Consider the following 26,075-nt stretch of genomic DNA (forward strand, 5'->3'; position numbering starts at 1 on the left):
GGAGATCGCGGGTTCAATTCCCGTCGGGACCGTAATTTTATTCATCAATGCGGGTGTAGTTTAGTGGTAAAACCACAGCCTTCCAAGCTGTTGTCGCGAGTTCGATTCTCGTCACCCGCTTCTTATGGGCCTGTAGCTCAGTTGGTTAGAGCGCACCCCTGATAAGGGTGAGGTCGATGGTTCGAATCCATTCAGGCCCATTACAAGTAAATATGGAGAATTACTCAAGAGGCTGAAGAGGACGGTTTGCTAAATCGTTAGGCGGCTTATCGCCGCGCAAGGGTTCGAATCCCTTATTCTCCGTTTTGTGTTATTAACTTAGGCCCGTTGGTCAAGCGGTTAAGACACCGCCCTTTCACGGCGGTAACACGGGTTCGAATCCCGTACGGGTCATTGCTTAACTTTGATATACATGGAGGATTACCCAAGTCCGGCTGAAGGGAACGGTCTTGAAAACCGTCAGGTGGGTCAAACCACGCAAGGGTTCGAATCCCTTATCCTCCTTTTATTAATATCGCGGAGTAGAGCAGTTGGCAGCTCGTCGGGCTCATAACCCGGAGGTCGCAGGTTCGAGTCCTGCCTCCGCAATTACGAGCATAATATATACTTGGTCCGGTGGTGTAGGGGTTAACATGCCTGCCTGTCACGCAGGAGATCGCGGGTTCAAATCCCGTCCGGACCGTTTTCTTTTTGGTCCAATAGCTCAGTTGGTAGAGCACTTGATTGAAGCTCAAGGTGTCGGCAGTTCGACTCTGTCTTGGACCATTACATGCTAATATTGGCCCGTTGGTCAAGCGGTTAAGACACCGCCCTTTCACGGCGGTAACACGGGTTCGAATCCCGTACGGGTCATTTATAAAGGTTGGGAATCTGTCCCAGCCTTTATTTTTTTATCTGAGATTTTTCTCGCTTTATTGATTGTTCGTCTAAAGTTAGCTATAATTATGTAATGAAATATTATACAAAATTTGATTGAATTGAAGGGAAAGATAAGTTTGCGGCAGTTTTTGAAAAAGAGAAAATTGATTGTGCTGCTTGTGAGTATCATGACCTCCCTGAGTTTAATTTTCTTCTCGCTCTTTGGTAGTCATGAAACCCCTAAGCCTATTTCCTGGATGAATGATCTAACAGCTGTCGTTGGGAGAGCAGTATCTTCGCCAGGGAATTTTGTGATGAATTTTGGGGATTCGGTTGCTTCATTGAAGAATACCTATGAAGAAAATCAATCGTTGAAAAAGCAAATTGGGGTCCTCCAAGATTTAAAAGTACAGAATGAAAGTTTAAAAGCTGAAAATAAGGAACTCAATGATCTCTTAGAAATTAAGCCAACCCTGGTGGATAAAAAAGTCATTGGCGGTAATGTCATTGCCCGGTCACCAGACTTTTGGGTGGATTATATTACTATCGACTTGGGCTCCAATAATAGCCTGACAACGGATATGTCGGTCATGAGTGCGAGCGGCTTGATTGGACGGATTGTGGAAGTGAATCCAACAAGTTCCAAGGTCCAATTACTGACTTCAACAGCTAATAATTCAATGGAAGTTGCTGCTAGCATCCAGATTAAGGATCAGATTGTTCATGGGGTGATCAAGGAGTATGACCGGAAAGAACAAGAACTTATCCTCACTCAGGTCGCCCAAGATGCTAAAATCAACAAGGGAGATATGGTCACTACCTCTGGCCTAGGCGGGGTTTCGCCTGAAGGGATTATTATTGGTGAGGTGGTCGAGGCGAAGACGGACGAATTTGGCCTCTCCCAGAAGGTTCGGGTTAAACCGGCGGCTGACTTTGATGATATCCGCAAGGTCTTTGTAGTGATGCAGGACGAAGAAGCCAAGCAGGCTAGAGAAGAAGCTGAGCAGGCAGAAGGAGAGGGAACTGATGAAGATTCAAGCAATGAGTAATTACTTTCGTCGGCGCTTTGCTCTTCCTATTCTCTTGATTCTTATCTTATTACTTGACGGTTCCTTGCAGGTGATGCTTTTGAAGAATTTGGGTGAAGTCAATTATTCGATGACTTCCTCGCTCACAATCATTGCCTTGACTATCCTGAGTATTTACTGCCAAAGGGTGAATCTCCTCTATCTTTCGGTTATCGTCATAGGCTTTATCTTCGATACCTATTACTCCCGGGTGCTTGGTGTTAATCTCTTCATCATGCCATTGATTTGTTTTGCTACTCGCTATTTTGCCCAGCACTTCCGCATAAACTTTTACAGTGTTTGGTTTTGGACCATGATTGTCTATCTCACTTATGGCCATTTGATTTACTTTATTTTTTCTATTTTTAATTTAGAAAAACCCCAGTACGGGATCTTTCTCTTCCAGCATCTGCTGCCTTCCTTGCTCTTTAACGGCTTGATGGCTTTTATCTTGAATTACTGCTTGGAACGATTTGCCGAATGGATAAATAAGTAAAAAAGGCTTGCAAAATTTCAAAACTTGTCTATAATGAGTATAAGTTAAAGAAAAAAAGCGTTGATTGGAAGAGGTCATCAAAGACTTGCCAAGAGAGATTATGGTCGCTGCGAATAATCCAAGTCTGATGTCTACACACCCATGAGCTGGTTTTGTACCCGTGTTTGAGCGTTAATCAAGTGTAAACTTTACACACAGAGATAGTCTATGTGAGTAGGCTATGAACAAAGGTGGAACCACGTAATTAACGTCCTTTCGTATGATACGAAAGGATTTTTTTATTAATAGGAAATGATGTTGACGGGAAAAAGTTTAGGATGGTCTTTACAGAGAGCTAGGCGAGCTGAGAGCTAGCAAGACCTACTAAATGGCACACCCCAGAGTTGCTAATCGGAAATGCTTAGCCGTGTTGGAGCGTTAATCCTGTGTCAGTTCGTCTGACATGCTGAGGCTAGCCATGTGAATGTCTAGCGAATAAAGGTGGCACCACGTCTTCTAACGTCCTTTAGTCAATGACTAGAGGACGTTTTATTATGATTAAATAAAGAAAGGATGACTCCCATGAAAAAAATGCTGAAACTGAGCTCCATTGTTTGGCTCTTCGCACTATTTTTCCCCTTATTATCTGTTTTTTCAAGCCCAGTTGAGGCTAAGGAGAACCACTATGTGATTGGGTTGGATGATACTTTCTCTCCCATGGGTTTTCGGGATAATGAAGGAAATTTAGTTGGTTTCGATATTGACCTCGCTCGGGCAGTGGCTGACCTCAATGGTTGGTCGATTGATTTCCAACCGATTGACTGGTCAATGAAGGAGACCGAGTTAAATACGGGAAATATTGATATGATCTGGAATGGTTTTGGGATTACCCCTGAACGGGAGAAGCAATTTCTCCTGACCGAACCCTATATTGATAGTAAACAAATGATTATTACCCGCGCCGATGATCCCATCGATGACTTGGAAGACTTAGCTGGAAAGAAAGTCGGCAGCCAGAGCGGATCGACCACAGCAGAAGAAATGAAGACCTGGCCGAATAATCTTTACCAACGCTTAGATGGCCAACCAGTTCTTTATCCAAGTTATAATGAAGTATTTGCTGATCTGGATGCTGGACGGATCGATGCCATTGCCACTGGAACCATTTATGGTCTCTACACCCTCCAGCAGCGCCCAGAAGGCCAGTACAAATACTTCGTCAATGAGGAATATGTCGAACCCATGGCGGTAGCTTTGCGTAAGGAAGATACCCAATTAAAGGAAACGATTGATCAGAGTATCCAAACATTGAAAGAGAATGGAAAATACGATGAAATTTATGATAAGTGGTTTGCTGGTGACCAAACGGCTGACCGGGGGAACTCCCTTGTGATGACAGTTCTCCCATCCTTACTGTCAGCTTTTAAGATGACTTTTCTCATCTTTATTGTTGTCTTAGTACTCAGTATCCCTATTGGTTTCTTGATCGCTATTCTTAGGGTCTTTGGCCCTAAGTGGTTGCAAGGCTTGATTGAGGCTTATGTCTTTGTGATGCGGGGCAGTCCACTGATGCTACAATTGATGGTTTTCTTCTTTGGTTTACCTTATATCGGATTGAGTTTAGACCGCTTTACCGCAGCGATTTTTGCCTTTGTCATTAACTATGCCGCTTACTTTACTGAAATCTTCCGCGGGGGTATTTCCTCTGTACCAGATGGTCAGTTTGAAAGCATTAACGTCCTAGGAATCGGTCATGTCCGAGGCTTTAGACGGATTATCCTACCCCAGGTCATGAAGATCGTTATGCCCTCTGTCGGTAATGAAGTGATTTCTTTAGTCAAAGATACCTCTCTCGTCTATGTGATCGGCCTGGGAGAACTTTTAAGGGCAGGGTCTATTGCCGCTAATACCTACGCTACTCTGACCCCTTATCTTCTCTGTGGGGCAATTTACTTACTCTTTACAGCCGTGGTAACCTTCTTCTTGAAACGTCTCGAAGGCCGCATCGACTGGTAGTAGAAAGGAGCATAAGATGGCTTTATATGTAGAAGGGCTTTCCAAAGCCTATAACAAGAACCAAATTATTGACCAGTTTACTTGCCAAATTGAAGGAGGGGAAATTGTTATTCTTCTCGGCAAGTCAGGGACTGGGAAGACAACCTTTATGCGTTTAATCAATAACTTAGAAAAAGCAGACCAAGGCAGCATCCGCATCAATGACCAATACCTCTGCCAAGCAGCTGAGTCTGGGGCCCGTTATTTAAGTAAGGCCGACCAGCGTGCTTACCAGAATAACCTCGGCATGGTCTTCCAAGATTTCCAATTATTTCCCAATTTTACGGTATTGGAAAATCTGATGGAGGCTCCTTTAGCTCAAAAGCTGGCCAGTCCTGAAGCAATCAAAGCCCAGGCCTTAGACCTCCTAGCCAAGGTCGGCTTATCTGATAAGGCAGAGGTTAAACCCTCAACCCTGTCAGGAGGGCAAAAACAGCGAGTGGCGATTGCCCGGGCCCTGATGTTGAATCCAGATGTGATTTGTTTTGATGAACCGACCTCAGCTTTGGACCGGGAATCGGCCAATCAAGTGGGTGCCCTGATCCAAGAACTTGCCGATAGTGGCCAAGCAGTTCTGATTGTCACCCACGATACGGAATTCGGTCGTGAATACGGGACAAGAATCATTTCTTCGAGTGACTTTAAATAAGCAATAAAAAGCAGGATCCTTCCCCTCAATTAGGGGCGGGATCCTGCTTTTAAGCTTTAGTCGCTTGGTAAAGTGATTTAGTCAGCAACAATCTCATTGACATCTTCATCGGGTAAATCGGTGAAGGGGCGGAAGTAGACGAGAGCAAAGGCCACGCCAAAGGAAATAGCAATGGAGATGAGGCAGTTAATCAAGTTGGACATGTCCCCATCTGGGCTGATAAAGATAGGAAGGGCAGCAATTCCTGGGTTGGCAAAGGCAAAGGCATAAACCTGGCTGATACCGGCGTAGAGTCCGCCTGCCAGTCCGCCGACGATCGAAGCCATCAGAACGGACTTAATAGGGATGGCGACGCCGTAGAGGCCTGGCTGGGAGACGCCCATGGCAGCTGTTACACAAGCTGACAAGTTATACTGCTTGTAGGCACTGTGCTTGGTCTTAAAGAAGACAGCCAGGACAGCACCTGATAGGGCCATATTGGCGGCCAGCATGCCAGGGTTAAAGAAGGTATCTGTACCGGTTGCTGCAATGGTTTGGGTAACAACCGGGAAGAGGGCATAATGGGCGCCAAACATGACCACGAAGAGGCCAAAACCTCCTAAGAGGGCAGGCACCAACCATTCGGCTCTGGAGCTGAGGAAGTCCACTAAGGCAACCAAGCCGTCGCCTAGAACAGTCCCGAGCGGGCCTAAAACTGAAATTCCCAGTATACAGGTTGTGAGCAGGACCAGGACAGGAGCGAAGACTCCACGCACAATCTCTGGAATGACCTTGTACCAGAACTTTTCAATATAGGACTGGGCAAAAGTGATCAGAATAATAGGGATTACGGAACTAGGGTAGTTACCTGGTGGGAGAGGGATGCCAAAGAAGTCCGCGCTCCCATCATAATTGGCCAATTCGCTGGTAATTTCCGGATGGAGTAAGAAGGCAGCAGTCGCCATAGCCAGGATCTGGTTGGCCCCAAAGACCTTGGCGGCTGAATTAGCGAGCAAGATAGGGAGAAAATAAAAGACAGCATTGGAAATGGAGTTGAGGATAATGTACTCTGCTTTGCCTTCCTGGATTAAAGAAAAGCTATGCAAGAGAATGGTAATCCCTTGGAGAATACCGGCTGCCGTAAGTCCGATCAAAATCGGCGCAAATATTTCCTTAATGGCATTGAGAACCTTATCCAAAAAAGAAAGTTCTTCTTGAGTTTCAGACATATTTTGTCCTCCTTTAATGTATTTTGACTCATCTTCATTATATAACATGAATAAGAGTCAATAGCAAAAAGGAAGGGGCTTTTCTGTAAAAGAAACAAAAAAGCGTGAAATATTTTTCACGCTTTTAATGCAAAATTCTTTTATTTAATAATTGGAGCAGCTCCAGTAATAGCGGCTACGGCAATGAAGATGATAAAGATACCGAGGGCCCATTTACCGGATTCTTTTTGCCATTCACCCATGTCAACTCCTGTTAGGTTGAAGAGAAGGTAGATGAAGGCAACGAGTGGACTGAGTAAGTGGAAGGCTTGGCCGAGTAGGGAAGCCACCCCAATTTCTAAGGCTGTATAGCCATACTGGGTACCGGTTTGGTAGAGGACAGGGAGTACGCCGTAGTAGAAGGCATCGTTGGAGAGGAAGAAAGTACCTGGTGCCGAAAGTAGGGCTGTAATGAGTCCCCAAGCCCGGCCCCAACTATCTGGGATAATCGTCGTAAGACTTTGGGCTAATGCATCAGCCATACCGGTACCTGTGAAGAGTCCCATGAAGATCCCTGCCGCAAAGACTAGGATGACCACTTGGACAGCGTCACCAGCATTTTCTTGGATGCGATTCTTTTGTTGCTTGAGATCAGGGTAGTTAATGATTAGAGCCAGCACCGTCCCTGTTAGGAAGAGGAAGAGGGCTGGGAACCAACCAGAGACGAGGAAGAAGATCAGAGTGATGGTCATGATGAGGTTGACCCAGAAGAGTTTTGGACGTTTCATGGCCTGTTCTTCATCAGACTTAGCAGCGGTGAGTGCTTGAATATCTTTTTCGGTTAGTTCTTGGATTCCCACACGTTTACGTTCGCGGACACCTAAGAAGATGGATAGGCCGAGTACATAAATAGCGGAAATCACCATACCTGGCGCTAGGGCACGGATAACTTCTTGGTCATTCAAGCTAAGTACGGAGATGGCCCGGGCTGTTGGTCCACCCCAAGGCAAGAGGTTCATAATGGTATTCATTAAAATAATCAAGACAGCCAGGTTCATCATCCTTAAATTAAGCTTCTTATAGATAGGAATGAAGGCTGTACACACAATGAGGGTTGTTGTCGTCCCGTCCCCGTTGAGGGAAACCACCATAGAGATGAAAGCAGTGGCAAAGAGAATCTTGACCGGATCCCCTTTAGCGAAGCGAATCATCTTCTCCGTGATGGGGTCAAACATCCCGGCATTCAGCATAATCGCGAAATAGAGGATGGCGAAGAGAAGCATAATCCCTGTAGTTGCCGTTTGACCAACCCCGTCGACAGCGAATTCGCCTAGGGATGTGATCCGTTCAAAGAGACTTGGGTTATTGATGAAGGCGTCTTCGACTTCCGGATTAGGAACCGGGAAGAGACCAGCAACAGCTGCAATCAGAGCAAAAATTAAAGGGATACCAATTAAAGCCGTAAAGGGCGACATTTTCTTTCTGATGATCACGAACATAAAGATGATGATCATCAAATAACTTAAAACAGTTAACATATCATTTCCTCCTAGATCTTATGATCAGTATTCTATTTACAAAAAATCCCGACAAACCTCCTTTGATCATGTTTTCACATAAAGACTATTATAGATGAACTTTCTCTCATTTGACAAGTCTTCATATGAAGAATACTTAATTTAATTTAGATGATAAAGGATTGTAAGCGCTGTTTCAATAGTGATCGAGAATAAAACACCAAAAGAACATTAATGATAGCGTTCACATGAACAATCTGTCTTAAGTGCAGTAAAAAAACAACATAGGCTGAAATCTTTCGTTATAATCAAGTTAACAAGAACTTATTGGAAAGGAGGCACCTCATGGGATTATTTTCTCGCATTCAGCACTTATTTCAAAGCAAGGAGCCTGCCACTGACCCGGTTGAGCCCGAAAGAAAGAAGGCAGCTGACCTTCCCCAAGCCGAGGCCAGTGAGGATTGGATTGAGCGGAGCGGTTTAGAGCCTGAAGAGGCTTGCACGGTCGCAGCGATCGCCACGGCCTGCGTGACAGGGGCCCGGTCAGATACGGTCTTTCGGATTAAGTCTATCGAAGCGGTTGATCTCGACCAGGAATTAGCAGGCATCTTGACCGCTTGTATCCTTGCCCATGACCAGGAAGACAGCCACTACCGCGTCAAACGCATCGAACGCATTTCATAAACAGTCAAAATAAAGGAGAAAACATCATGTTAAGAAAATTTCGTGTCCGTTTAAATGATAAAGAATATATGGTTGAAATGGAAGAATTAACGCCTGGCTTCGAAGCTCCTGCAGCTCAAGAGGCCCCAGCTCAAGCTGCTCCAGCTTCTGCACCAAGTCAAGCCCCAGCCGAAGCAGCTCCAGAGCCCAGCCCAGCACCAGCTCCCGCTAGCCAACCTGGCTCAGGTGAAGAAGTGACGGCTCCTATGCCTGGGACGATTCTAAATGTCCTGGTTCAACCGGGAGAGACCGTTGCTGAATCGCAAGCGGTTGTTGTCTTAGATGCCATGAAGATGGAAAATCAAATTGTAGCACCCAAGGCTGGCCAAGTGACTTCTGTCTTAGTCAAGGAAGGCCAAACGGTTGATGTGGGTGAGACCCTATTTACAGTGGAATAGAATAGAAGGGAAGACACATTATGGAAGCTTTATTACAGGGATTCCTGGCCATTACCTGGCAGCAGATCGTGATGATGCTGATCGGGATTGTGCTTATTTACCTAGGAATCAAAAAAGAATACGAACCAACGCTCTTAATTCCCATGGGCCTAGGAACCATCCTCGTAAACATTCCTTTTTCAGGGATGATTACTCAACCTGGAGGCCCAGTCGGTGTTTTAGATGAACTTTTTAATTTTGGGATTGCAACGGAACTCTTCCCACTCCTTATCTTTATTGGGATTGGGGCAATGATTGACTTTGGCCCCTTGCTGCAAAATCCCTCCATGCTCTTCTTTGGGGCAGCTGCCCAGTTTGGGATTTTCTTTACGATCTTTGTTGCCCTGGCAGCTGGTTTTACCCTTCCACAATCCGCTTCAATTGGGATTATCGGTGCGGCAGACGGCCCAACATCTGTCTTTGTCTCCAACCAATTGGCCCCTGAACTCTTAGGACCAATCACAGTAGCAGCCTACTCTTACATGTCTCTGGTGCCTATTATCCAGCCGCCAGCCATTAAATTAGTTACAACCAAGAAGGAACGCCAAATCCGCATGAAATATCGGTCAGAAGGCGTATCCCAGACAACCAAAATTTTCTTCCCGATTATCATTACCATTGTGGCAGGTTTGATAGCTCCAGCTTCACTACCCCTAGTTGGTTTCTTGATGTTCGGTAATCTCATGCGGGAATGTGGGGTCCTCGACCGCCTATCCGATACCGCCCAGAATGAATTGGTTAACTTGATTACGATTCTATTGGGGATTACCATCGCTTCAACCATGACAGCCGAAGCCTTCCTCAACCTCCAGACCCTGATGATCATCGCCTTCGGTTTAGTTGCCTTTATTATGGACTCCATTGGGGGCGTGCTCTTCTGTAAGTTGATCAATATCTTCCGCAAAGAAAAGATCAACCCAATGATCGGTGCTGCTGGGATTTCAGCCTTCCCCATGTCTGCCCGGGTGATCCAAAAGATGGCGACAGAAGAAGACCCACAGAATTTTGTTTTAAACTATTCGATTTCAGCTAACGTTTCTGGCCAAATCGGTTCAGTGGTTGCCGGGGGGCTTATCCTAGGCTACTTCGTTGGCATGTAGGGGGAGGTTATTATAATGAATGAGAATTTTGTTCACGCTTTTCAAATTTTACTTCTAGGTTGGGGCGGCATCTTTGTTGTCATGGCCTTCCTCTACCTGGCTGTGAAGGTCTTGCTCAAGGTCTTCCCGCCAGAAGATAACAAGTAATTCGATATAAAAGGACTGATTAGGATCGACTTAAAGATACAGAAACTTAGAGTGAAACGATCAAGCTATGACCGGAAGCTCTGGTTGGACCTGCTTGATTGTGCCGGACTCCAGGAAGAAAAAAACTTGGACGCTAGTTATGGGCTCTTTGACGGGGATGACTTGGTGGGCACTGCTTCCTACCAAGCCAATATCCTCAAGTGCCTAGCAATCCGCCAAGCCTATGCAGGGGGGACAGCCTTCCACCAATTGATTTCTTTTCTTTTGACGGAGATCTATCAGGCAGGTTATGAGAGTGTCCTTGTCTTCACCAAGGCATCTAAACGGACAACTTTTGAACACCTGGGTTTTGATCTCTTAGTGGAGACGGAAGATGTGGCCTTTATGGAGCGGTCCCAGGAGGGGATAGACAGCTATCTTGCCACCATTAAGGCCCAGGCTCCCTTTACAGGAGACCAAAGTTTAGGAGCGGTCGTGATGAATGCTAATCCCTTCACCAAGGGGCACCGCTACTTAATTGAAGAGGCCCTCAAGGCAGTGGACGGACTCTATGTCTTCGTTCTCTCCGAAGACCGGTCACTCTTCGATAAGGAAACACGCTTAAGTTTGGTGCGCCAAGGAACAGCCGACCTAGACCAGGTCTATGTGGTGGAGACCATGCATTATATGGTTTCCCAGGCTACTTTTCCGGCCTATTTCCTTAAGGCTGACCAGACAGTGGTCAAGGCCCAAGCAGCGGTTGACGCCCTCTTATTTAAGGAAAAAATCGCGCCGGCTCTCGGCATCAGCCAGCGCTTTGTTGGTGACGAGCCCCTGAGTCCGACCACAGCAGCCTATAACCAAGTGATGGCTGAGCTATTCGCGCCAGAGCTGAGCCTGCATATTATTCCTAGACGGCAAGTGGCCCATGGTGGCGAGGTCATCTCTGCTTCTAAGGTGCGGACCCTGCTTCTAGAGGGACAAGTTGACGAGGCCCAGGCCTACCTACCGAAGGCGACTCAAGCCTTTGTCCAGTCGCCAGAAGGTCAGACCATGTTGAGAGAACGAAAGGATTTGAGCCAAAGCCATGACTATTGACCCTGTGAAAAAATTGAGCTTGGCCTTAAGAAAGGGTCCTCTCTGCCAATTAGAGGATGCTCTGGACGCTCGAGAGAGCCGGGCTGCTATCCAGGCCAGTTATTTAGACCAGGGGCCAGCAGGGGCTTGCTTAGTCGCCTTGAAACTGAATATGCCAGGACCCTATAAGCGAAGCCCGCTGATTGATCGGGTCTTTGCTCTGGCAGAAGCAGACTTAAGAACTTACTGTCAAGAAGCTTTTGGCCCTGCTATAGTAGAGGAGGAGACCCGGGATACTTTAGCTGGTAAAGAGTACTTTGTCCTTGTAGACCAATCCGCCCCTCGTGTCAAGGCCTACCTAGTTAGCTTAGAGGAAGAGACCGTCTTAGGCCGCTTAATGGATATTGACTGCCTCTACCTGGATGAGGACGGCAAACAGCAGAGTTTGAGCCGCGACCAAGTGGGACTGCCTAAGCGGAAGTGCTTTGTTTGCCAGCAGGATGCCAAGGTCTGTGCTAGGAGCCGCCAGCATGACTTTGAGGCGATCTACCAGGCCATTGCTAAGATGATTGTAGAGGATGGGAGAATAGATGATGAAAAAATCAATTAAAATTGTCGAAACGGTTCTCCGAGATGGGCACCAGTCTCTAGCCGCGACGCGCATGCGGACAGAGCAGATGTTGCCCATCCTCGAAGAGATGGACCAAGCCGGCTATTATGCCTTAGAATGTTGGGGCGGAGCGACTTTTGACGCCTGCCTGCGCTATCTGAACGAGGATCCCTGGGAGCGTCTGCGCCAGATCCGTTCAGTTGTCAAAAACACTAAATTACAGATGCTCCTGAGAGGGCAAAACTTATTGGGCTACCACAACTACCCCGATGATGTTGTCGAAGCCTTCATCCAAAAGGCTGTTGAAAATGGCATCGATATTTTCCGGATTTTTGACGCCTTGAACGATGTGCGCAATTTAGAGACAGCCATCCGGGCGGTGAAGAAGTATGGTGCCCATGCTCAAGGGACGATCTGCTATACAATTTCTGAAGTCCATACAGATGCTTATTATTTCAATATCGTTGACCGCTTGCTTGACCTAGGCGTGGATTCCATCTGCCTCAAGGATATGGCGGGCATACTAACGCCAGCCCGGGCCTACAGCCTAGTGACAGGAATCAAGGCACGGACGGACTTGCCGGTTGATATCCATACCCATGCCACTGCCGGTATTTCTGAAATGACCTATCTTAAGGCAGTTGAGGCGGGGGCAGATATTATTGATACTGCGATCTCACCTTTCTCGGGGGGGACCAGTCAGCCAGCTACCGAAAGCCTACATATCAGTTTAGAAGAATTAGGTTATGCAGATGGTCTGGATACGACAAGCTTAGAAAGCATAGCGGATTACTTTGCACCGATCCGGGATGAATTCCTTGAAGAGGGAATTATCAATCCTAAAGTCATGCAGACAGAACCGCGCGCCTTGCTCTACCAGGTACCGGGCGGGATGCTCTCTAATCTCTTGTCCCAGTTAACAGAAGCGGGTCAAGAAGATAAGTATGGGCAAGTCCTCCAAGAAGTGCCCCGAGTTAGAGAAGACCTGGGCTTCCCACCCCTAGTTACACCGCTCTCACAAATGGTTGGAACCCAAGCCGTGATGAATGTTCTGACAGGTGAACGCTATAAGATGGTTCCTAATGAGATCAAGGACTATGTGAAAGGGCTCTACGGTAAGTCACCGGCTCCGATTGCAGCGGAAATCCGCCAGCAAATTATTGGCCAGGATGAAGTGGTGGACAGTCGTCCTGCTGACTTGCTGGAGCCGGGACTCGAAAGAGCTCGCCAGGAGAGCCAGGACTTTGCCCAGAGCGAAGAAGATGTGCTCAGCTATATTGCTTTTCCAGCCCAGGCAGAACATTTCTTAAGGAAGCGGCAAGACCCTTGGTACGATGTGCCGGTACAAAATGTGAGCATTCAGATGTAATCTGATATAATTGATGTGAATTAAGCGAAGGAGGAAGACGCTATGGAATTACAAGATAAGGCTCAGGCAGGAACCATCGAGTCGAGCGATGTTCGGGTCACGGTTGAACCTGCTGATAGCCGTCAAATTCAAGTGGACTCAACTGTCTATGCCCAATTTGGAGAAGCCATTGAGGCGACCATTGAAGAGGTTTTAGACCAATTAGAAGTGGATGGAGTTAAGCTCTATGCCGATGATCATGGGGCTTTGGATTGCACCATCCGTTCGCGCGTACAGACAGCAGTTTTTAGATCAGTCAATCAGAGTGAAGGATTACCATGGGGGACGAAGCTATGAGAAGATCAGTAAGAAGAACGATGATGTTTCTGAATACCCAGCGGGCTTCTTTGGTGAAAGATCCATATGTCTACGGACCAGACTGTGTGATCTTGGACTTAGAAGACGCCGTATCAGAAAGCGAGAAAGATTCAGCACGTATCCAACTTTACAACACACTGAAGTATTTAGATTATGGCGAAACTGAAATTTGGGTACGGATTAACCCGCTTGATACGCCTTACTATAAAGAAGATATCCGGGCAGCAGTTGCTGGCCGCTGCGATGGGATTCGGATTGCTAAGACCGAAAGCGCAGAAGATGTTCATATTGTTGAAGGCTTGATTGAGGAAGCCGAAGAGGAATTTGGTGTGAAAAAGGGGTCAACCATGATTATGGGGGCCATCGAATCACCAACCGCTGTTTTTAATGCTAAAGAAATTGCCGAAGCCAGTGAGCGCATGATGGGGATTGCCCTATCCGCAGGGGACTATCGCCGGGAACTCCACGCCCAGGTTACAGAAGGCGGAGAAGAATTATTTGTTGCCCGGTCGATGATCTTAATGGCTGCTCGAGCAGCGGGGGTTATGGCCTTTGACACGGTTTATACAGACGTAGATAATATTGAAGGCTTGACCAAAGAAACTGAACTTATCAAGGATATGGGCTTTGACGGCAAGTCCTTGATAAGTCCAAAACAAATTGCACCGGTTCACGAAGTCTTTACACCTAATGCCAAGGAAATCCGCCATGCGGAAAATATTATCATGGAACTTGAGGAAAATAAACGCAAGGGTGTTGGTGTCCTGGTCGTTGATGGTAAGATGGTGGATGTTGCTATGGTTGAAGGCGCTCAACGGACACTGGACATCGCCAAGGCATCAGGTGTTTATAAGGGGGATTTAGCATGAAAAACGCAGTTGGACGTGACATACCAGAAGAATTTCTGACAGACGGTGTTGAAGTCTACCAAGGCCTCGACTACCGCCAAGACTATGACTACCAAAAGGCCACACCTAAGACACGGGCCAATGTCTGCTCTGACCAATCAAAACTCGTTTCTCTAAAAGAAGCCATTGAAAAGACTGGACTTAAGGACGGGATGACCATTTCCTTCCACCACCATTTCCGCAACGGAGACTATACCATGCCAACCGTGATGAAGGCTATCCATGAAATGGGCATCAAGGACCTCTATGTCTGTGCTTCCAGTTTAGGTAAGGCAGCCAAAGACATCGTACCGATGATCGAGGACGGCACCATTACCCGGATTTCATCCTCCGGCGTGAGAGACGAAGTGGGCGAAGCTATTTCGACTGGTAAGTTGAAACATCCGGCTATGATTCGGACTCACGGCGGCAGGGTTCGTGCCATTGAAACTGGCCAAGTCCATATCGATGTAGCCTTCATCGGGGCTCCCTCTTCAGACGAATTGGGTAATGCCTCCGGTAAGGGAGGACGGTCAGACTGTGGTGTTCTCTCCTATGCTAATGTTGATGCAGAGTATGCAGACAAAGTAGTTGTTTTAACTGATACTTTGGTGCCTACTCCTAACCATCCTGCTAGCATCTCTTCCATCAATGTGGACTATGTGGTTGAAATCGATGAAGTGGGTGACCCAGCTAAGATTGCTTCCGGTGCTATCCGCTTGACTGACGATCCACGCGAATTAAAGATCGCTAAGAGTGCTGCTGAAGTGGTTGTCAATACGCCTTACTTTGAAGATGGTTATACCTTCCAAACTGGGGCTGGCGGGTCTTCGCTCGCTGTGACCCGCTTCCTCAAGCCTTATATGGATGCTAAAGGGATCAAGATGGGCTGGGCCCTCGGTGGGATTACTGAGCCCATGGTTAACCTGCTCAAGGAAGGCTATATTGGAGCTATCCTAGATACCCAAGACTTCGATACCGCTTCTGTGGCTTCTGTCCACGAAACGCCTAACCACTTTGAAATCTCAACTTCTGAATATGCCAACCCATTCAATAAGGGGGCCTATGTCAACTACCTCGACTATGTGATCCTCGGCGCTCTGGAAGTGGATACCGACTTCAATGTTAACGTGGTCCAAGGTTCAGACGGCATGATCCAAGGGGCACCAGGCGGCCACCCCGATACGTCTGCAGGGGCCAAGGTAACGATCATTGTAACGCCTCTTGTGCGGAGCCGGATTCCTTCCATCAAGGACCGGGTAACCTCTGTCACTACGCCAGGGGAAAGTGTTGATGTGCTTGTGACCGATAACGGGATTGCAGTCAATCCTAAGCGTCAAGACCTGATTGACAGCTTGGAAGCAGCAGGTGTTGAACTTACAACGATTGAGGCACTCAAGGAAAAAGCCTACGACTTAGTGGGCACACCTAAGGATTTAGAGTTTGAGGATGAAGTCGTTGCCCTAGTGGAATACCGCGATGGGACCATTATCGATACCATTAAGAAAATTAAACGCTAAGCCTTAGCTAAAAAAGAAATTAAATTCGCCTAGCAGATGTTTCTGCTAGGTTTTTCATTTATAATATAAGTAGCGTGCGAGGAAGTCGCAGTCCTGAACTAGTGAAGCGGAGCGATCCAAGACTTAGCAGGCTAGGCGGCCTTCGTGAAGTGGATACTAGGAATAATTTGATATATTTAATTTATAAAAAAGCAAAGCTAAGCTTTTAGAGAGGTGATAAGATGGCTCAGAAAGATCGCTTGGTCCAATATTGCCGGACAGAAAGTCAAAAAGGGGGGAAGACACTCAGTCAAATCGTTTATGAGGGACTCAAGATGGTCATCCTCGACGGTACCATCCCTGTCGGCGAACGGATTAATGAAAAACTTTATGCCGATTCCCTGAATATTAGCCGGACCCCGATCCGGGAGGCCTTGCGTCGGGCGGAAGAAGAGGGGCTAGTGGAATATATTCCCCAGCATGGCTATATGGTTAAGAATATCAAGGCTGAAGACGTAGCTGAAATCTATCAATTAAGAAAGAGCTTGGATACGATTGCGACTATTAATGCGGCTAAAAAGATGGGAGACAAAGAATTTGAAGACTTGGAGGCCATCCTTAACCGGGGAGAGGCGGCCTATGAAGGGGCTAGTCTTGAGGGCTTGACTTCTTCATGGAAGGGTTTCAATGAATACATCTATGAACAGGCCCAGATGCCGCGCTTGCAGAGTATCGTCTCCACCCTTTATGAATACCTCAGCCGTTTCCGTTCCTTATCCATCAATGACCGGCAGCGGCGCCGGGCTGCCCTGGATGACCACTGGGTAATTTACCATTATATGAAGGAACAGCGCTTCGATAAGCTCCAGGAAGTGATCTATAAGCACCTGGCAACATCTGAAAAACACATCCGCCTAGCTGTGGAGCGCGAAAGTCAAGAGAATAATAAGTTAGTTGCTCCCGAAGAAGAGCTCAGCCTAGCAGAGGACTTCCAGCTTGGTCCTAGCCAAAGTGTAGCCATTAAATCGAAAGATGAAACCTTACTCTTAGCCCAGCTTGCGGAACAGGGGGTCCTTCGTGAAATCATGGTCTGGCCCAAGCCAGGTCTGGTTGATCCGACCAATAATGGGGCCCATGACGATATGACCCCTAAACTATTTGTTGAAAGTGCAACAGCTCTCTTTCCTTATTTTATTCAAGCCGCCCAGTTGGGATATAATGACCAGCGTCCCCAACCCCTCTTCCAAGCCCTGCGCCAGGCTGGGGTTGAAGCAGAGAAGGACATGTTCCAGGCGACAGCTGGCGTGAATACCCATAAGGGCATTGTCTTCTCCATGGGCATTTTTTTAGCGGCGACGGCTGCCGTTATGGTAACCCACGGCGATATTGACCTCTTAAAAGGTCCTTGCCCTCAGACTGAAAAGCATCCTAGCCTCCATGCCGAAAAAGAAAAAGTTCTGGAAAGCATTCAAACCATGATCCAGAACATGACCCAGGGCTTAATCACTAAGGACTGGGCAAATCTCGACCAGAAAAGCCAGCTGACCCATGGGGAAAAGATGTACCTGGAATACGGGATCAAAGGTATCCGCGAAGAAGCAGAGCAGGGCTATCCTACTCTCATCATTGCAGGCCTCAACTTCCTCAAAGCCATGCGCCAAGACCATCCGAAAACAGCCGAACACCGGCTCCTCCTCTATCTCATGTCCAGAGTTGAAGACACCAATGTCTTAAAAAGAGGTGGGATTGAAGCCTATCATTGGCTCCAATTGACCAGCCGCCAGCTTCTCGACCAGGACCTGTCTGACCACGACCTAATCAAAGAACTTGACCGTTTCAACCAAGCCTGCATTTATTATAATGTGAGTCCAGGCGGGGCGGCAGATCTACTAGCAGTGGCCCTATTCTTAGAGAGATTTATGGAGAAAATTATTTTTAAATAAGACTTGACCTCATCTTTAGGAAATGGTAACATAATAGCGTTGTATTTCTGTGACCACCAGATCTGCAACCGCTCATTGTAAGCTTTCAAGTGCCAAGGCCGCTTACTATGGCGAGTCTAAGTTATTTAAGGAGGTGCGTTACATGTACGCAATTATCAAAACAGGTGGAAAACAAGTTAAAGTTGAAGAAGGCCAAACAATCTACGTTGAAAAATTAGACGTTGAAGCTGGCGAAAAAGTCACTTTTGACCAAGTTGTCTTCGTTGGAGGCGACCAAGTTAAAGTGGGAACTCCTCTCGTTGATGGGGCAAGTGTTGAAGCAACTGTTGAAAAACACGGCCGTCAAAAGAAAGTTACTACTTTCAAATACATCAAGAAGAAAGACTCACGTCGTAAACAAGGTCACCGTCAACCTTACACTAAATTAACCATCAACAGCATCAATGCTTAAGCATGATTAAGGTTCAATTTAAAGAAAATCAAGACAAGCACTTTGTCAGCATGGAAATTTCAGGCCATGCTATGGCCGGTGACTACGGGGAAGACGTTGTCTGTGCTGGAGTTTCGGCTCTGAGCATTGCTTTAGTCAATAACCTTGAACGCATGGCAGGTATCCAAGCCCTGGTCGAATCCGACCCTGAGGCGGGTTACCTCTATGTAGAACTACCCCAGGAACTGACAGCTGAACAAAGAGCGCTCGTTGATATCCTATTCAAGCAGTGCCAACTGGCCTTGAAGGAGGATATCGCTAGTAATTATCCAGACTATGTCCAATATGTCCAAGGGTAAGTTAATAAAGGAGGAAGCTCACATGTTAAAAATGAATTTACAATTCTTCGCCCACAAAAAAGGTGGCGGTTCAACTGCCAACGGTCGTGATTCAGAAGCTAAACGTTTAGGTGCTAAACGTGCTGATGGTCAAGAAGTAACTGGCGGTTCAATCCTTTACCGTCAACGCGGGACTAAAGTACATCCAGGGATCAATGTAGGTCGCGGTGGCGATGATACTTTATTCGCACTTGTAGACGGCGTTGTTCGTTTCGAACGCAAGGGCAAGAACAAAAAACAAGTTTCTGTGTATCCAGTAGAAGCTTAATTACGAGAAAGAAAATCAGGTCGATTCTACTTTGAATGAAGGGGAATCGACCTTTTTCATTAAGGAGGTTTAACGTGTCGACTGAATACATCCAAGCAGCCTATGACAAAGTCAACCAAGCCAACCTAATCATGATGCAAGCCCTCGACTTCTCTTACACGGAGGCCTGGCATGAAAATCTGCAAAATATTGCTAACGGGGTCCTCCAGGTGATCGATGGCCAGCCTAATCCTGAGATCGCACAAAAGATCCAAGCCCTCTATGACCAAGTCGATTGGGATAAGTTCTCTGAGCGCGAACGCCTACAGGTCCTCCAATTGATCTTCCTAGAGGCTGAACGCCAGGACCAGCTCCAGGCCAACCACCAGATGACTCCAGCTGGCATTGCCATGCTTTTGACTTATTTTGCTAGCCGTTTGCTCCAAACGAGGGGGCAGTCTAAAGAGACGCCGCTCAAAGTCTTTGACCCAACAGTAGGGACAGGCAACCTGCTTTTAATGGTCCAGCGGGGGCTTGAAGAAGGGGGCTACCAAGTGGCTTCAGTAGGCTATGACAATGACGACCTACTCTTAGCTATTGCTGACCAGTCCTTTAAATTCTTGGACCGACAAGCCAAGTTCTATTACGGCGATGTTCTCGAGAATTTACTCTTGGAGCCAGTAGACTTGGTAGTGGCTGACTTGCCAGTGGGCTATTACCCCCTCGATGAACAGGCCAAGACCTTCAAAGCCAATACCATGGACCAGGGAACGCCCCACGCTTATGCCCATTATCTGATGATCGAACAGAGTCTAAAGTATATGCAAGAAGGGGCTTGGGGGATCTTCTTAGTGCCTACCCAGATTCTCCAGGAAGACTATTCAGCTCAATTGGTCCAAGCCATCGCCCAGACTGGTTACTTCCAAGCCTTTCTCAACCTGCCTGAAGGACTCTTCCGCCAGGCTAAGGCGCGCAAGTCGGTCCTCATGGTGCAAAAGCAGGGTGGTGGTGCCAAACAAGCTGAAAACGTGCTCATTGGTGATATACCTGACCTAAAAGATCAAGAAAATATGGAAAAATTCATAGACAGTTTTAGCAAGTGGAGCCAAGACGTGTTATAATAAAAGTGTCGTACTTAGTTGTACCATAATAAAAACTTATGTGAAGAGGAGAAAAAGTATGTCAAAAGTTTTTGCAATTAATGCAGGCTCATCTAGTTTGAAATTCTCAATCTATGAAGTTCCTTCTGAAGAAGTGATTTCATCCGGTATTATCGAACGGATCGGCTTAAAAGATTCGATCGTATCCGTTAAATTCCAAGGGGAAAAGCATGAAGAAACCCTAGATATTGAAGACCACGAAGTTGCGATCAACCACTTACTCAAGAAGTTAGAAGAGCTTAAGGTGATTGAAAGCTTTGATGAAATCGCTGGCTCTGGCCACCGGATTGTGGCAGGGGGCGAACACTTTAAAGACTCTGCCTTACTTGATGAAGAAGATATCCAAAAAGTAGAAGAATTGGCTGACTTTGCCCCTCTACATAACCCTGCAGAAGCTAAGGTTATCCGTGCTTTCCAAAAAGTTCTACCTGGCAAACCAACTGTGGGTGTCTTTGATACCTCCTTCCATACCACTATGCCAGAAAAGGCTTATCTCTATTCTGTGCCTTTTGAATACTATGAAAAACACCAAGCCCGTCGCTATGGTGCGCACGGTACCTCTCATAAGTATGTGGCAGAACGTGCTGCTGAATTAGAAGGTAAAGACATTAAGGACCTCAAGATCATTACCTGCCATATCGGGAATGGTGGGTCGATTACAGCGGTTGACGGCGGCAAGTCTGTCGATACTTCCATGGGCTTCACCCCTCTAGCTGGGATTACTATGGGGACCCGTTCCGGCGACGTTGATGCTTCCTTACTCCAATACATCATGGAAAAAGAAAGCCTCAGCATGGATGAAATGATTACTATCTTGAATAAGAAGTCCGGCTTATTGGGTATCTCAGGCGTATCTTCTGATATGCGTGACGTTGAAGCAGCTGCCGCTGAAGGCAATGAACGTGCCCAAGTTGCTTTAGATATCTACTATGACCGTGTTCGTAAATATGTTGGTTCCTACTTAACCGTTCTGGGTGGAGCTGATGTTATTGTCTTCACTGCAGGTGTCGGTGAAAACTCTGCTTCCTTCCGTGAAGAAATTTGTAAAGACATGGAATGGGCTGGTATTAAGTTAGATAGCGAACGCAATGATACCCGAGATGAAGCTAAGATTTCAGCTGATGATTCCAAGGTAGCTATCTGGACAATTCCGACTGATGAAGAATTGATGATCGTCCGCGATACTGTACGTCTAGGTAATATCTAGAGTCAATCACTATTATAAGAAAAGCGTGCTTTCTGATTCAGCTGAGTCAGAGGCACGCTTTTTTACTTTGAAAAAGAGACAGGCGCTAAGCCTGTCTCTTATAATCTTATACTATTTACGGTGGTATTCATTGTTTTCCAGGTCAGTCCGGACGATTAGGACGTCGCAAGGCGCATTGCGGATAACGTATTCTGAAACAGAACCGATGAAGAGGCGTTCAACTGCATTCAGCCCCGTTGCCCCGATCATAATCAGATCAATTTCCTTTTCCAAGGCTAGGTCTTTAGCAATTTGAACTTTTGGTGAACCATAGTCAATAATGGTTTCAACTTCCTGGACACCTTCTTTTTCAGCGTAGGTCTTGTAATCATTGAGAACGCTAGAAGCTTGTTCCACTAATTCATTGGTATAGGCGCCTTCATAGCCGGTTGGGGTTTGGACAGCACGTGTATCAATAATATGAGCGATGACTAGGGCACCGTTATTGCGCTTTGCCACATGGACCGCCTTTTTGAAAGCTAGTTCAGCTTCTTTAGAACCATCAATAGGGGCTAAAATACGTGAATACTCTTGATACATAGTGATCACACTCCTTCTTTACCTCTATTATAACATCTTTTTGAAAAAATTAAATCGATTTCATCGCTGTAAGCTTAAGATTTCACAAGCCTTTTCATAAGAGCTCAATAAGAAAAAATAAAAAAAGAGCTCCGACAGGTGCCGTGTGCTCTATCTGTATTGAACCCGCTCTCTTAAGTGCAGGTGGGTTTCGCTATCCAGCTTCAGACTTCCCCGTGATGGGGCGTGTCCTCCACTGGAGTTCACGAATCCCTAGATAGTAAAATTTGTTCGGTCAACACATTAAAGGAATAACACGTACACTTCAGAACTCTTCTCTTATAATTTATCATTAGATCGTAGAAAATGCAAGCGATTACGCCTGAAACTTTTAACTTATCCCTTTTTTAATTTTTCTCGGTAGGCTTGCATCTGTCCGAGGGCTTGTTCGTACTTACCGGTTTGACCAGCCTGGTAGTAATGTTTACCTTTGAGGGTGTCAGGCAGGTAGTTTTGGGCGACCCAGTGGTTTGGGTAGTCGTGGGGGTAGCGGTAGCCTTGGCCATGGCCGAGCGCTTTAGAGCCTGCATAGTGGCCGTCGCGCAGGTGTTTGGGGACGAGTCCAGCTTTGCCTTGGCGGACATCAGCTAGGGCAGCATCGATGGCCTTGATGGCTGAATTGGATTTGGGGGATAGGGCCAGGTCAATGATGGCATTAGCTAGGGGAATCCGGGCTTCCGGATAGCCGACTTGAAGGGCGGCATTGACCGCTGCTTGGGTTCTCTGGCAGGCTTCTGGATTGGCTAGACCGATATCTTCGTAAGCCGTAATTAAGAGGCGACGGCAGAGGACTTTTAAGTCGCCCCCTTCCATCAAACGGGCCGCATAGAGGAGGGCGGCATCAACGTCTGACCCGCGAATACTCTTCTGGAAGGCGGAGATGACATCATAGTGCTGGTCGCCATCCGCATCGTGGCTGAAGGACTTCTTCTGGATACAATTCTCGGCTGTTGCGAGGTCAATGATGATCTGGCCCTGGTCGTCTTCAGGGGTTGAGAGAGCTGCCAAGTCCAAGGCGTTGAGGGCAGAGCGGATGTCTCCGTTTGAGGCCTGGGCCAGGTGGTCTAGGGCAACGTCATCGATTTGAATGGCAAGCTTGCCGAGCCCTCTTTCCTCATCGGCCAGAGCTTTCTCTAGGCCTTGCTTGATATCAGCCTGGCTGAGGGGTTCGAGCTGGAAGATTTGCGTCCGGCTACGGATGGCTGGGTTAATGCTGATATAGGGGTTTTCAGTCGTCGCACCGATTAGGATAATGCGTCCGTTTTCCAAGTGGGGGAGCAAGAAGTCTTGCTTGGCCTTGTCCAAGCGGTGGATTTCGTCTAAGAGCAGGATGATTTGCCCGCTCATTTTAGCTTCGGCAGCGACTTGCTGGAGGTCTTTCTTAGTGTCGGTTGCAGCATTGAGCTGGCGTAGTTGGATATCGAGTGACCCAGCAATAGCCTGGGCCAGGCTGGTCTTACCCGTTCCAGGTGGACCATAGAGAATCATAGAACTAAGACGGTTGGCTTCCACCATCCGCCGAATAATTTGTTTGGGGCCAATTAAGTGGGATTGGCCGAGCATATCCTCGATTTTTTGAGGCCGCATCCGATAAGCGAGCGGGGCTTTTGCTTGGGCCATATGATTACCTCCTTTAGTTTATCTTCTTATTCTAATATACTATAAATCAAGACTGAAAGGAATTTACTTACTAAAAATAATTAAATTAAGTTTAAATCTGTGCGAATACCAGATCCCCGTGCTAAAATAGTCATATAGTCTATCTAAATTTATAAAAAGAGAGAAGGAGCTGTGTATGCGTCATTTTCAAGCTTTCCTTAATGCACACCCCGAACTGAAAACCGCCTTCCAGCATGTGTCGCTCGGTATTGAGCGGGAAGGCCATCGTATCAAAACAAATGGAGACTTAGCACGAAGTCCCCATCCATCTGCTGTTGATGGCAGTTCAGATAACAAGTATATCCAAAGAGACTTTGCGGAGTCCCAATTGGAGTTGGTGACTCCTCCTGTTTATTCAGAAGAGGGAGTTTACCATTGGCTTCAGGCCATCCACCAAGTAGCTTTAAGATCATTGGCAGAGGATGAATTGCTCTGGCCTTCTAGCATGCCTCCGGTTTTACCAGAAGATGATGCCATCCATGTGGCTGACCTCGACAAAGCTGAAGATGTGGCTTACCGAGAGTACTTGGTTAAGGCTTATGGCAAGAAGGTGCAAATGATTTCTGGCATTCATTTTAACTTTGGTTTTGACCAAGACCTGCTAGAAATCTTCTACCAGGCCGATGACCAGGGCTATGCCTCCATCAAAGAATTTACAACGGCCTTTTATTTGCGTTTAGCCCGCAATTTCTTGCGCTATGAGTGGTTGATTGTCTATTTATTTGGCGCGACTCCGAGCGCCCATGCCTCCTTCTATAATCGGGCAGAGGATATTTTCCCCCATCCTATCCGGAGCATCCGCAATTCCCATTTGGGCTATGTTAATAAGAAAGATGTGACCTACACCTACGATAACCTTCCAGACTATGTGGAAGAATTAGAAGCCAATGTCAAGGATGGCCGCCTGATTGCTGAGAAGGAATTCTACTCCAATGTCCGTTTGCGCGGGGCTAAGCAAGCTCGAGGTCTCTTGGAGACAGGAATTAAGTATCTGGAATTTCGCCTCTTCGATATCCAAGCGGAGGAAGCTTATGGGATTGGTCTGGATGACATCCGTTTCATGAAATACTTCATCCTCTACCTCGTATGGGCCGATATGGATTGCCAGATGCCTGAAGTTTACCAGGGCTATGAGATGAAGTTAGAGGTTGCAGAAGAAGAAACGCTCCAGCCAACCGCTTACCAGGAAGAAGGACTCAGCCTCTTAGAGGGCATGACCGATATGGTGGAAAGCTTAGGCGTTTCCGAGACCCTCAATCCGCTCATTGACAGCATGCGCCAGCGTCTGCTGGATCCTAGCCTTACCCCGAGTGGACGTTTGGTGACAAACAATCCGACCGTCGACACTTGGTTAGCAAATAACTTAGACCGTGCCAAGGCCAATAAGGAAGCGGCACTTACCCATCCCTATCTCTTAGGGGGCTTTGAGGATATGGAATTATCGACTCAAATCCTACTTGCAGATGCGATCCAGCAAGGCCTGTGGATTGATATTTTGGACCGGCAAGACCAATTAATTGCCCTGACCTACCGGGACCATACGGAATATATTAAAAATGCTAATATTACGGGCAAAGATTCGCTGATCTCTTATTATTTGATGGGCAATAAGGTCGTGACCAAGGACTTGCTCCAGGCGGCCGGTTTTACGGTGCCTAAGAGCCAGACTTTTAACTCACTAGACGCTGCCCAGTCTGCAGCAGGGGTCTTTGTGGATAAGAAAGTCGTGGTCAAGCCCAAATCGACGAATATGGGGGTAGGCATTTCTATCTTTAAAGAAGGGGCTAGCCAGGAAGGCCTTAGAGAAGCTTTTGATATTGCTTTTGGCTATGATGATACTGTTCTCGTGGAGGAATTTGCTGAGGGGACTGAATACCGTTTCTTCGTTCTCGATAGCAAGTGTTTAGCCGTATTGCTCCGAGTTCCGGCCTTTGTTAAAGGAGACGGCCAGCACAGTATCCGCGAACTGGTTGACCTTAAGAACCAGGATCCTAAGCGGGGCGAGAACCACCGGACCCCATTGGAAAAGATCAGCCTAGACCGGTCCGCGGCTTTGGTCTTAGAAGCTTACGGCTATGACTTCGATAGTGTCCCTGAAGCGGATGAAATCGTTCCTTTAAGAGAAAATTCTAATATTTCAACAGGGGGCGATTCCATCGATGTGACGGACGATATGGATCCTTCCTACCTGGAGCTAGCTAGCCAAATGGCCCAGGCCCTAGACGTTAAGGTGACGGGACTTGACTTGATGATCAGAGACCGCCATCAAGCTGCCCAGGCAGATAATTATGCTTTAATTGAAGCCAATTATAATCCCATGATGATGATGCATATTTACCCAGCCCAGGGCAAGGGACGACGTATCTCCAAAGACCTACTTGCCTATCTTTTCCCTGAAAAAACATTTAAAGATTAAGGAG

The 26,075-nt window shown here is 46.9% G+C and carries 25 protein-coding genes, 9 tRNA genes, 1 other RNA gene, 1 pseudogene and 1 other annotated feature; of the genes and pseudogenes, 31 read left to right on the top strand and 5 right to left on the bottom strand.

The window, feature by feature from the left end; all coding sequences use genetic code 11:
- Nucleotides 1–49 precede the first annotated feature (49 nt).
- From HMPREF2626_RS08685 to HMPREF2626_RS08745, 14 genes and pseudogenes are all read left to right on the top strand, one after another.
- Nucleotides 50–120, top strand: a tRNA-Gly gene (locus HMPREF2626_RS08685).
- Nucleotides 121–126: 6 nt separating this feature from the next.
- Nucleotides 127–200: transfer RNA gene (locus HMPREF2626_RS08690), tRNA-Ile, on the top strand.
- A 14-nt stretch (nucleotides 201–214) separates the two neighbouring features.
- Nucleotides 215–303: transfer RNA gene (locus HMPREF2626_RS08695), tRNA-Ser, on the top strand.
- 18 nt (nucleotides 304–321) lie between these two features.
- Nucleotides 322–393, top strand: a tRNA-Glu gene (locus tag HMPREF2626_RS08700).
- A gap of 21 nt (nucleotides 394–414) precedes the next feature.
- Nucleotides 415–504 (top strand) — tRNA-Ser (locus HMPREF2626_RS08705).
- A gap of 11 nt (nucleotides 505–515) precedes the next feature.
- Nucleotides 516–588: transfer RNA gene (locus tag HMPREF2626_RS08710), tRNA-Met, on the top strand.
- 21 nt (nucleotides 589–609) lie between these two features.
- Nucleotides 610–682 (top strand) — tRNA-Asp (locus tag HMPREF2626_RS08715).
- A gap of 10 nt (nucleotides 683–692) precedes the next feature.
- A tRNA-Phe gene (locus HMPREF2626_RS08720) sits at nucleotides 693–765 on the top strand.
- 15 nt (nucleotides 766–780) lie between these two features.
- Nucleotides 781–852 (top strand) — tRNA-Glu (locus tag HMPREF2626_RS08725).
- A gap of 155 nt (nucleotides 853–1,007) precedes the next feature.
- Nucleotides 1,008–1,907 (top strand): rod shape-determining protein MreC, encoded by a 900-nt coding sequence (gene mreC / locus HMPREF2626_RS08730; protein WP_246819806.1) that lies wholly within the window; start codon nucleotides 1,008–1,010, stop codon nucleotides 1,905–1,907.
- Entirely contained in the window at nucleotides 1,885–2,421 is a 537-nt protein-coding gene (gene mreD, locus HMPREF2626_RS08735; protein WP_083294416.1) for a rod shape-determining protein MreD, read from the top strand. Before mreC ends, mreD begins: the two co-directional genes overlap by 23 nt.
- 570 nt (nucleotides 2,422–2,991) lie before the next feature.
- Nucleotides 2,992–3,744, top strand: a pseudogene (locus HMPREF2626_RS10310) (amino acid ABC transporter substrate-binding protein); the annotation flags it as partial.
- 48 nt (nucleotides 3,745–3,792) lie between these two features.
- Nucleotides 3,793–4,416, top strand: coding sequence for an amino acid ABC transporter permease (locus HMPREF2626_RS10315; protein ID WP_070620412.1), 624 nt, complete (start codon nucleotides 3,793–3,795; stop codon nucleotides 4,414–4,416).
- Between the two features lie 16 nt (nucleotides 4,417–4,432).
- Entirely contained in the window at nucleotides 4,433–5,104 is a 672-nt protein-coding gene (locus HMPREF2626_RS08745; protein WP_070620196.1) for an amino acid ABC transporter ATP-binding protein, read from the top strand.
- A gap of 77 nt (nucleotides 5,105–5,181) precedes the next feature.
- Here the strand turns inward: HMPREF2626_RS08745 and HMPREF2626_RS08750 are convergent, their stop codons facing one another.
- Both HMPREF2626_RS08750 and HMPREF2626_RS08755 read right to left on the bottom strand, forming a co-directional pair.
- Entirely contained in the window at nucleotides 5,182–6,312 is a 1,131-nt protein-coding gene (locus tag HMPREF2626_RS08750; protein ID WP_070620199.1) for a PTS sugar transporter subunit IIC, read from the bottom strand.
- Between the two features lie 140 nt (nucleotides 6,313–6,452).
- Nucleotides 6,453–7,829 carry a CitMHS family transporter gene (locus tag HMPREF2626_RS08755; protein WP_070620202.1) on the bottom strand — a complete coding sequence of 459 codons (1,377 nt, stop codon included), beginning with the start codon at nucleotides 7,827–7,829 and terminating at the stop codon, nucleotides 6,453–6,455.
- 324 nt (nucleotides 7,830–8,153) lie between these two features.
- Between HMPREF2626_RS08755 and HMPREF2626_RS08760 the strand changes: the two genes are divergently transcribed.
- The 16 genes from HMPREF2626_RS08760 to HMPREF2626_RS08830 all read left to right on the top strand — a co-directional run bounded on the left by HMPREF2626_RS08760 (nucleotide 8,154) and on the right by HMPREF2626_RS08830 (nucleotide 21,378).
- Entirely contained in the window at nucleotides 8,154–8,492 is a 339-nt protein-coding gene (locus HMPREF2626_RS08760) for a hypothetical protein (protein WP_070620205.1), read from the top strand.
- Nucleotides 8,493–8,518: 26 nt separating this feature from the next.
- Nucleotides 8,519–8,929, top strand: coding sequence for a biotin/lipoyl-containing protein (locus HMPREF2626_RS08765; protein ID WP_070620208.1), 411 nt, complete (start codon nucleotides 8,519–8,521; stop codon nucleotides 8,927–8,929).
- A 20-nt stretch (nucleotides 8,930–8,949) separates the two neighbouring features.
- The gene (locus HMPREF2626_RS08770) at nucleotides 8,950–10,068 is read left to right on the top strand and encodes a sodium ion-translocating decarboxylase subunit beta (RefSeq protein ID WP_070620211.1); all 1,119 of its coding nucleotides are present in this window, start codon (nucleotides 8,950–8,952) and stop codon (nucleotides 10,066–10,068) included.
- A gap of 15 nt (nucleotides 10,069–10,083) precedes the next feature.
- Nucleotides 10,084–10,215 carry an OadG-related small transporter subunit gene (locus tag HMPREF2626_RS10360; protein ID WP_256374742.1) on the top strand — a complete coding sequence of 44 codons (132 nt, stop codon included), beginning with the start codon at nucleotides 10,084–10,086 and terminating at the stop codon, nucleotides 10,213–10,215.
- A 51-nt stretch (nucleotides 10,216–10,266) separates the two neighbouring features.
- Nucleotides 10,267–11,292 carry a [citrate (pro-3S)-lyase] ligase gene (citC, locus tag HMPREF2626_RS08775; protein ID WP_168162729.1) on the top strand — a complete coding sequence of 342 codons (1,026 nt, stop codon included), beginning with the start codon at nucleotides 10,267–10,269 and terminating at the stop codon, nucleotides 11,290–11,292.
- Nucleotides 11,282–11,881, top strand: coding sequence for a citrate lyase holo-[acyl-carrier protein] synthase (gene citX / locus HMPREF2626_RS08780; RefSeq protein ID WP_070620217.1), 600 nt, complete (start codon nucleotides 11,282–11,284; stop codon nucleotides 11,879–11,881). The genes citC and citX overlap by 11 nt, the downstream gene beginning before the upstream one ends.
- Entirely contained in the window at nucleotides 11,865–13,250 is a 1,386-nt protein-coding gene (locus HMPREF2626_RS08785; protein WP_070620415.1) for an oxaloacetate decarboxylase subunit alpha, read from the top strand. Before citX ends, HMPREF2626_RS08785 begins: the two co-directional genes overlap by 17 nt.
- 42 nt (nucleotides 13,251–13,292) lie before the next feature.
- The gene (citD, locus tag HMPREF2626_RS08790) at nucleotides 13,293–13,586 is read left to right on the top strand and encodes a citrate lyase acyl carrier protein (protein WP_070620220.1); all 294 of its coding nucleotides are present in this window, start codon (nucleotides 13,293–13,295) and stop codon (nucleotides 13,584–13,586) included.
- Complete coding sequence (locus tag HMPREF2626_RS08795) at nucleotides 13,583–14,476, top strand: aldolase/citrate lyase family protein (RefSeq protein WP_070620418.1); 894 nt, start codon at nucleotides 13,583–13,585, stop codon at nucleotides 14,474–14,476. Before citD ends, HMPREF2626_RS08795 begins: the two co-directional genes overlap by 4 nt.
- Nucleotides 14,473–16,014, top strand: coding sequence for a citrate lyase subunit alpha (citF, locus tag HMPREF2626_RS08800; protein WP_070620222.1), 1,542 nt, complete (start codon nucleotides 14,473–14,475; stop codon nucleotides 16,012–16,014). Before HMPREF2626_RS08795 ends, citF begins: the two co-directional genes overlap by 4 nt.
- A gap of 221 nt (nucleotides 16,015–16,235) precedes the next feature.
- The gene (citG, locus tag HMPREF2626_RS09980) at nucleotides 16,236–17,936 is read left to right on the top strand and encodes a triphosphoribosyl-dephospho-CoA synthase CitG (protein WP_083294420.1); all 1,701 of its coding nucleotides are present in this window, start codon (nucleotides 16,236–16,238) and stop codon (nucleotides 17,934–17,936) included.
- Nucleotides 17,937–17,992: 56 nt separating this feature from the next.
- Nucleotides 17,993–18,064 (top strand) — a sequence feature (ribosomal protein L21 leader region).
- A 14-nt stretch (nucleotides 18,065–18,078) separates the two neighbouring features.
- Nucleotides 18,079–18,387 carry a 50S ribosomal protein L21 gene (rplU, locus tag HMPREF2626_RS08810; RefSeq protein ID WP_067971788.1) on the top strand — a complete coding sequence of 103 codons (309 nt, stop codon included), beginning with the start codon at nucleotides 18,079–18,081 and terminating at the stop codon, nucleotides 18,385–18,387.
- Between the two features lie 2 nt (nucleotides 18,388–18,389).
- On the top strand, nucleotides 18,390–18,725 hold the full coding sequence (locus HMPREF2626_RS08815; protein ID WP_070620225.1) for a ribosomal-processing cysteine protease Prp: 336 nt from the start codon (nucleotides 18,390–18,392) through the stop codon (nucleotides 18,723–18,725).
- A 22-nt stretch (nucleotides 18,726–18,747) separates the two neighbouring features.
- Nucleotides 18,748–19,032: a 50S ribosomal protein L27 gene (gene rpmA / locus HMPREF2626_RS08820; protein ID WP_067971784.1), complete on the top strand. Its 285-nt coding sequence runs from the start codon at nucleotides 18,748–18,750 to the stop codon at nucleotides 19,030–19,032.
- Nucleotides 19,033–19,106: 74 nt separating this feature from the next.
- Entirely contained in the window at nucleotides 19,107–20,132 is a 1,026-nt protein-coding gene (locus HMPREF2626_RS08825) for a class I SAM-dependent methyltransferase (RefSeq protein ID WP_070620228.1), read from the top strand.
- A 58-nt stretch (nucleotides 20,133–20,190) separates the two neighbouring features.
- The gene (locus tag HMPREF2626_RS08830) at nucleotides 20,191–21,378 is read left to right on the top strand and encodes an acetate/propionate family kinase (protein ID WP_070620231.1); all 1,188 of its coding nucleotides are present in this window, start codon (nucleotides 20,191–20,193) and stop codon (nucleotides 21,376–21,378) included.
- A 111-nt stretch (nucleotides 21,379–21,489) separates the two neighbouring features.
- Here HMPREF2626_RS08830 and HMPREF2626_RS08835 read toward each other — a convergent pair whose 3' ends face one another.
- From HMPREF2626_RS08835 to HMPREF2626_RS08845, 3 genes are all read right to left on the bottom strand, one after another.
- Nucleotides 21,490–21,957 (bottom strand): universal stress protein, encoded by a 468-nt coding sequence (locus HMPREF2626_RS08835; protein WP_067971775.1) that lies wholly within the window; start codon nucleotides 21,955–21,957, stop codon nucleotides 21,490–21,492.
- A gap of 124 nt (nucleotides 21,958–22,081) precedes the next feature.
- A non-coding RNA gene (gene ssrS, locus HMPREF2626_RS08840) (6S RNA) lies at nucleotides 22,082–22,271 on the bottom strand.
- A 61-nt stretch (nucleotides 22,272–22,332) separates the two neighbouring features.
- The gene (locus HMPREF2626_RS08845) at nucleotides 22,333–23,616 is read right to left on the bottom strand and encodes a replication-associated recombination protein A (RefSeq protein ID WP_070620234.1); all 1,284 of its coding nucleotides are present in this window, start codon (nucleotides 23,614–23,616) and stop codon (nucleotides 22,333–22,335) included.
- Between the two features lie 175 nt (nucleotides 23,617–23,791).
- Here HMPREF2626_RS08845 and gshAB point away from each other — a divergent pair, with 175 nt between their 5' ends.
- Nucleotides 23,792–26,071 (top strand): bifunctional glutamate--cysteine ligase GshA/glutathione synthetase GshB, encoded by a 2,280-nt coding sequence (gshAB, locus tag HMPREF2626_RS08850; RefSeq protein WP_070620237.1) that lies wholly within the window; start codon nucleotides 23,792–23,794, stop codon nucleotides 26,069–26,071.
- Nucleotides 26,072–26,075 lie beyond the last annotated feature (4 nt).

The organism is Aerococcus sp. HMSC062A02 (assembly GCF_001809535.1).
Taxonomy (GTDB): Bacteria; Bacillota; Bacilli; order Lactobacillales; family Aerococcaceae; genus Aerococcus.

Bases quoted from the DNA above. Each gene is read 5' to 3' on its own strand.
- mreD (WP_083294416.1), top strand. From the start codon at position 1,885: ATGAAGATTCAAGCAATGAGTAATTACTTTCGTCGGCGCTTTGCTCTT.
- HMPREF2626_RS10315 (WP_070620412.1), top strand. From the start codon at position 3,793: ATGACAGTTCTCCCATCCTTACTGTCAGCTTTTAAGATGACTTTTCTC.
- HMPREF2626_RS08745 (WP_070620196.1), top strand. From the start codon at position 4,433: ATGGCTTTATATGTAGAAGGGCTTTCCAAAGCCTATAACAAGAACCAA.
- HMPREF2626_RS08750 (WP_070620199.1), bottom strand. From the start codon at position 6,312: ATGTCTGAAACTCAAGAAGAACTTTCTTTTTTGGATAAGGTTCTCAAT.
- HMPREF2626_RS08755 (WP_070620202.1), bottom strand. From the start codon at position 7,829: ATGTTAACTGTTTTAAGTTATTTGATGATCATCATCTTTATGTTCGTG.
- HMPREF2626_RS08760 (WP_070620205.1), top strand. From the start codon at position 8,154: ATGGGATTATTTTCTCGCATTCAGCACTTATTTCAAAGCAAGGAGCCT.
- HMPREF2626_RS08765 (WP_070620208.1), top strand. From the start codon at position 8,519: ATGTTAAGAAAATTTCGTGTCCGTTTAAATGATAAAGAATATATGGTT.
- HMPREF2626_RS08770 (WP_070620211.1), top strand. From the start codon at position 8,950: ATGGAAGCTTTATTACAGGGATTCCTGGCCATTACCTGGCAGCAGATC.
- HMPREF2626_RS10360 (WP_256374742.1), top strand. From the start codon at position 10,084: ATGAATGAGAATTTTGTTCACGCTTTTCAAATTTTACTTCTAGGTTGG.
- citX (WP_070620217.1), top strand. From the start codon at position 11,282: ATGACTATTGACCCTGTGAAAAAATTGAGCTTGGCCTTAAGAAAGGGT.
- HMPREF2626_RS08785 (WP_070620415.1), top strand. From the start codon at position 11,865: ATGAAAAAATCAATTAAAATTGTCGAAACGGTTCTCCGAGATGGGCAC.
- citD (WP_070620220.1), top strand. From the start codon at position 13,293: ATGGAATTACAAGATAAGGCTCAGGCAGGAACCATCGAGTCGAGCGAT.
- HMPREF2626_RS08795 (WP_070620418.1), top strand. From the start codon at position 13,583: ATGAGAAGATCAGTAAGAAGAACGATGATGTTTCTGAATACCCAGCGG.
- citF (WP_070620222.1), top strand. From the start codon at position 14,473: ATGAAAAACGCAGTTGGACGTGACATACCAGAAGAATTTCTGACAGAC.
- citG (WP_083294420.1), top strand. From the start codon at position 16,236: ATGGCTCAGAAAGATCGCTTGGTCCAATATTGCCGGACAGAAAGTCAA.
- rplU (WP_067971788.1), top strand. From the start codon at position 18,079: ATGTACGCAATTATCAAAACAGGTGGAAAACAAGTTAAAGTTGAAGAA.
- HMPREF2626_RS08815 (WP_070620225.1), top strand. From the start codon at position 18,390: ATGATTAAGGTTCAATTTAAAGAAAATCAAGACAAGCACTTTGTCAGC.
- rpmA (WP_067971784.1), top strand. From the start codon at position 18,748: ATGTTAAAAATGAATTTACAATTCTTCGCCCACAAAAAAGGTGGCGGT.
- HMPREF2626_RS08830 (WP_070620231.1), top strand. From the start codon at position 20,191: ATGTCAAAAGTTTTTGCAATTAATGCAGGCTCATCTAGTTTGAAATTC.
- HMPREF2626_RS08835 (WP_067971775.1), bottom strand. From the start codon at position 21,957: ATGTATCAAGAGTATTCACGTATTTTAGCCCCTATTGATGGTTCTAAA.
- HMPREF2626_RS08845 (WP_070620234.1), bottom strand. From the start codon at position 23,616: ATGGCCCAAGCAAAAGCCCCGCTCGCTTATCGGATGCGGCCTCAAAAA.
- gshAB (WP_070620237.1), top strand. From the start codon at position 23,792: ATGCGTCATTTTCAAGCTTTCCTTAATGCACACCCCGAACTGAAAACC.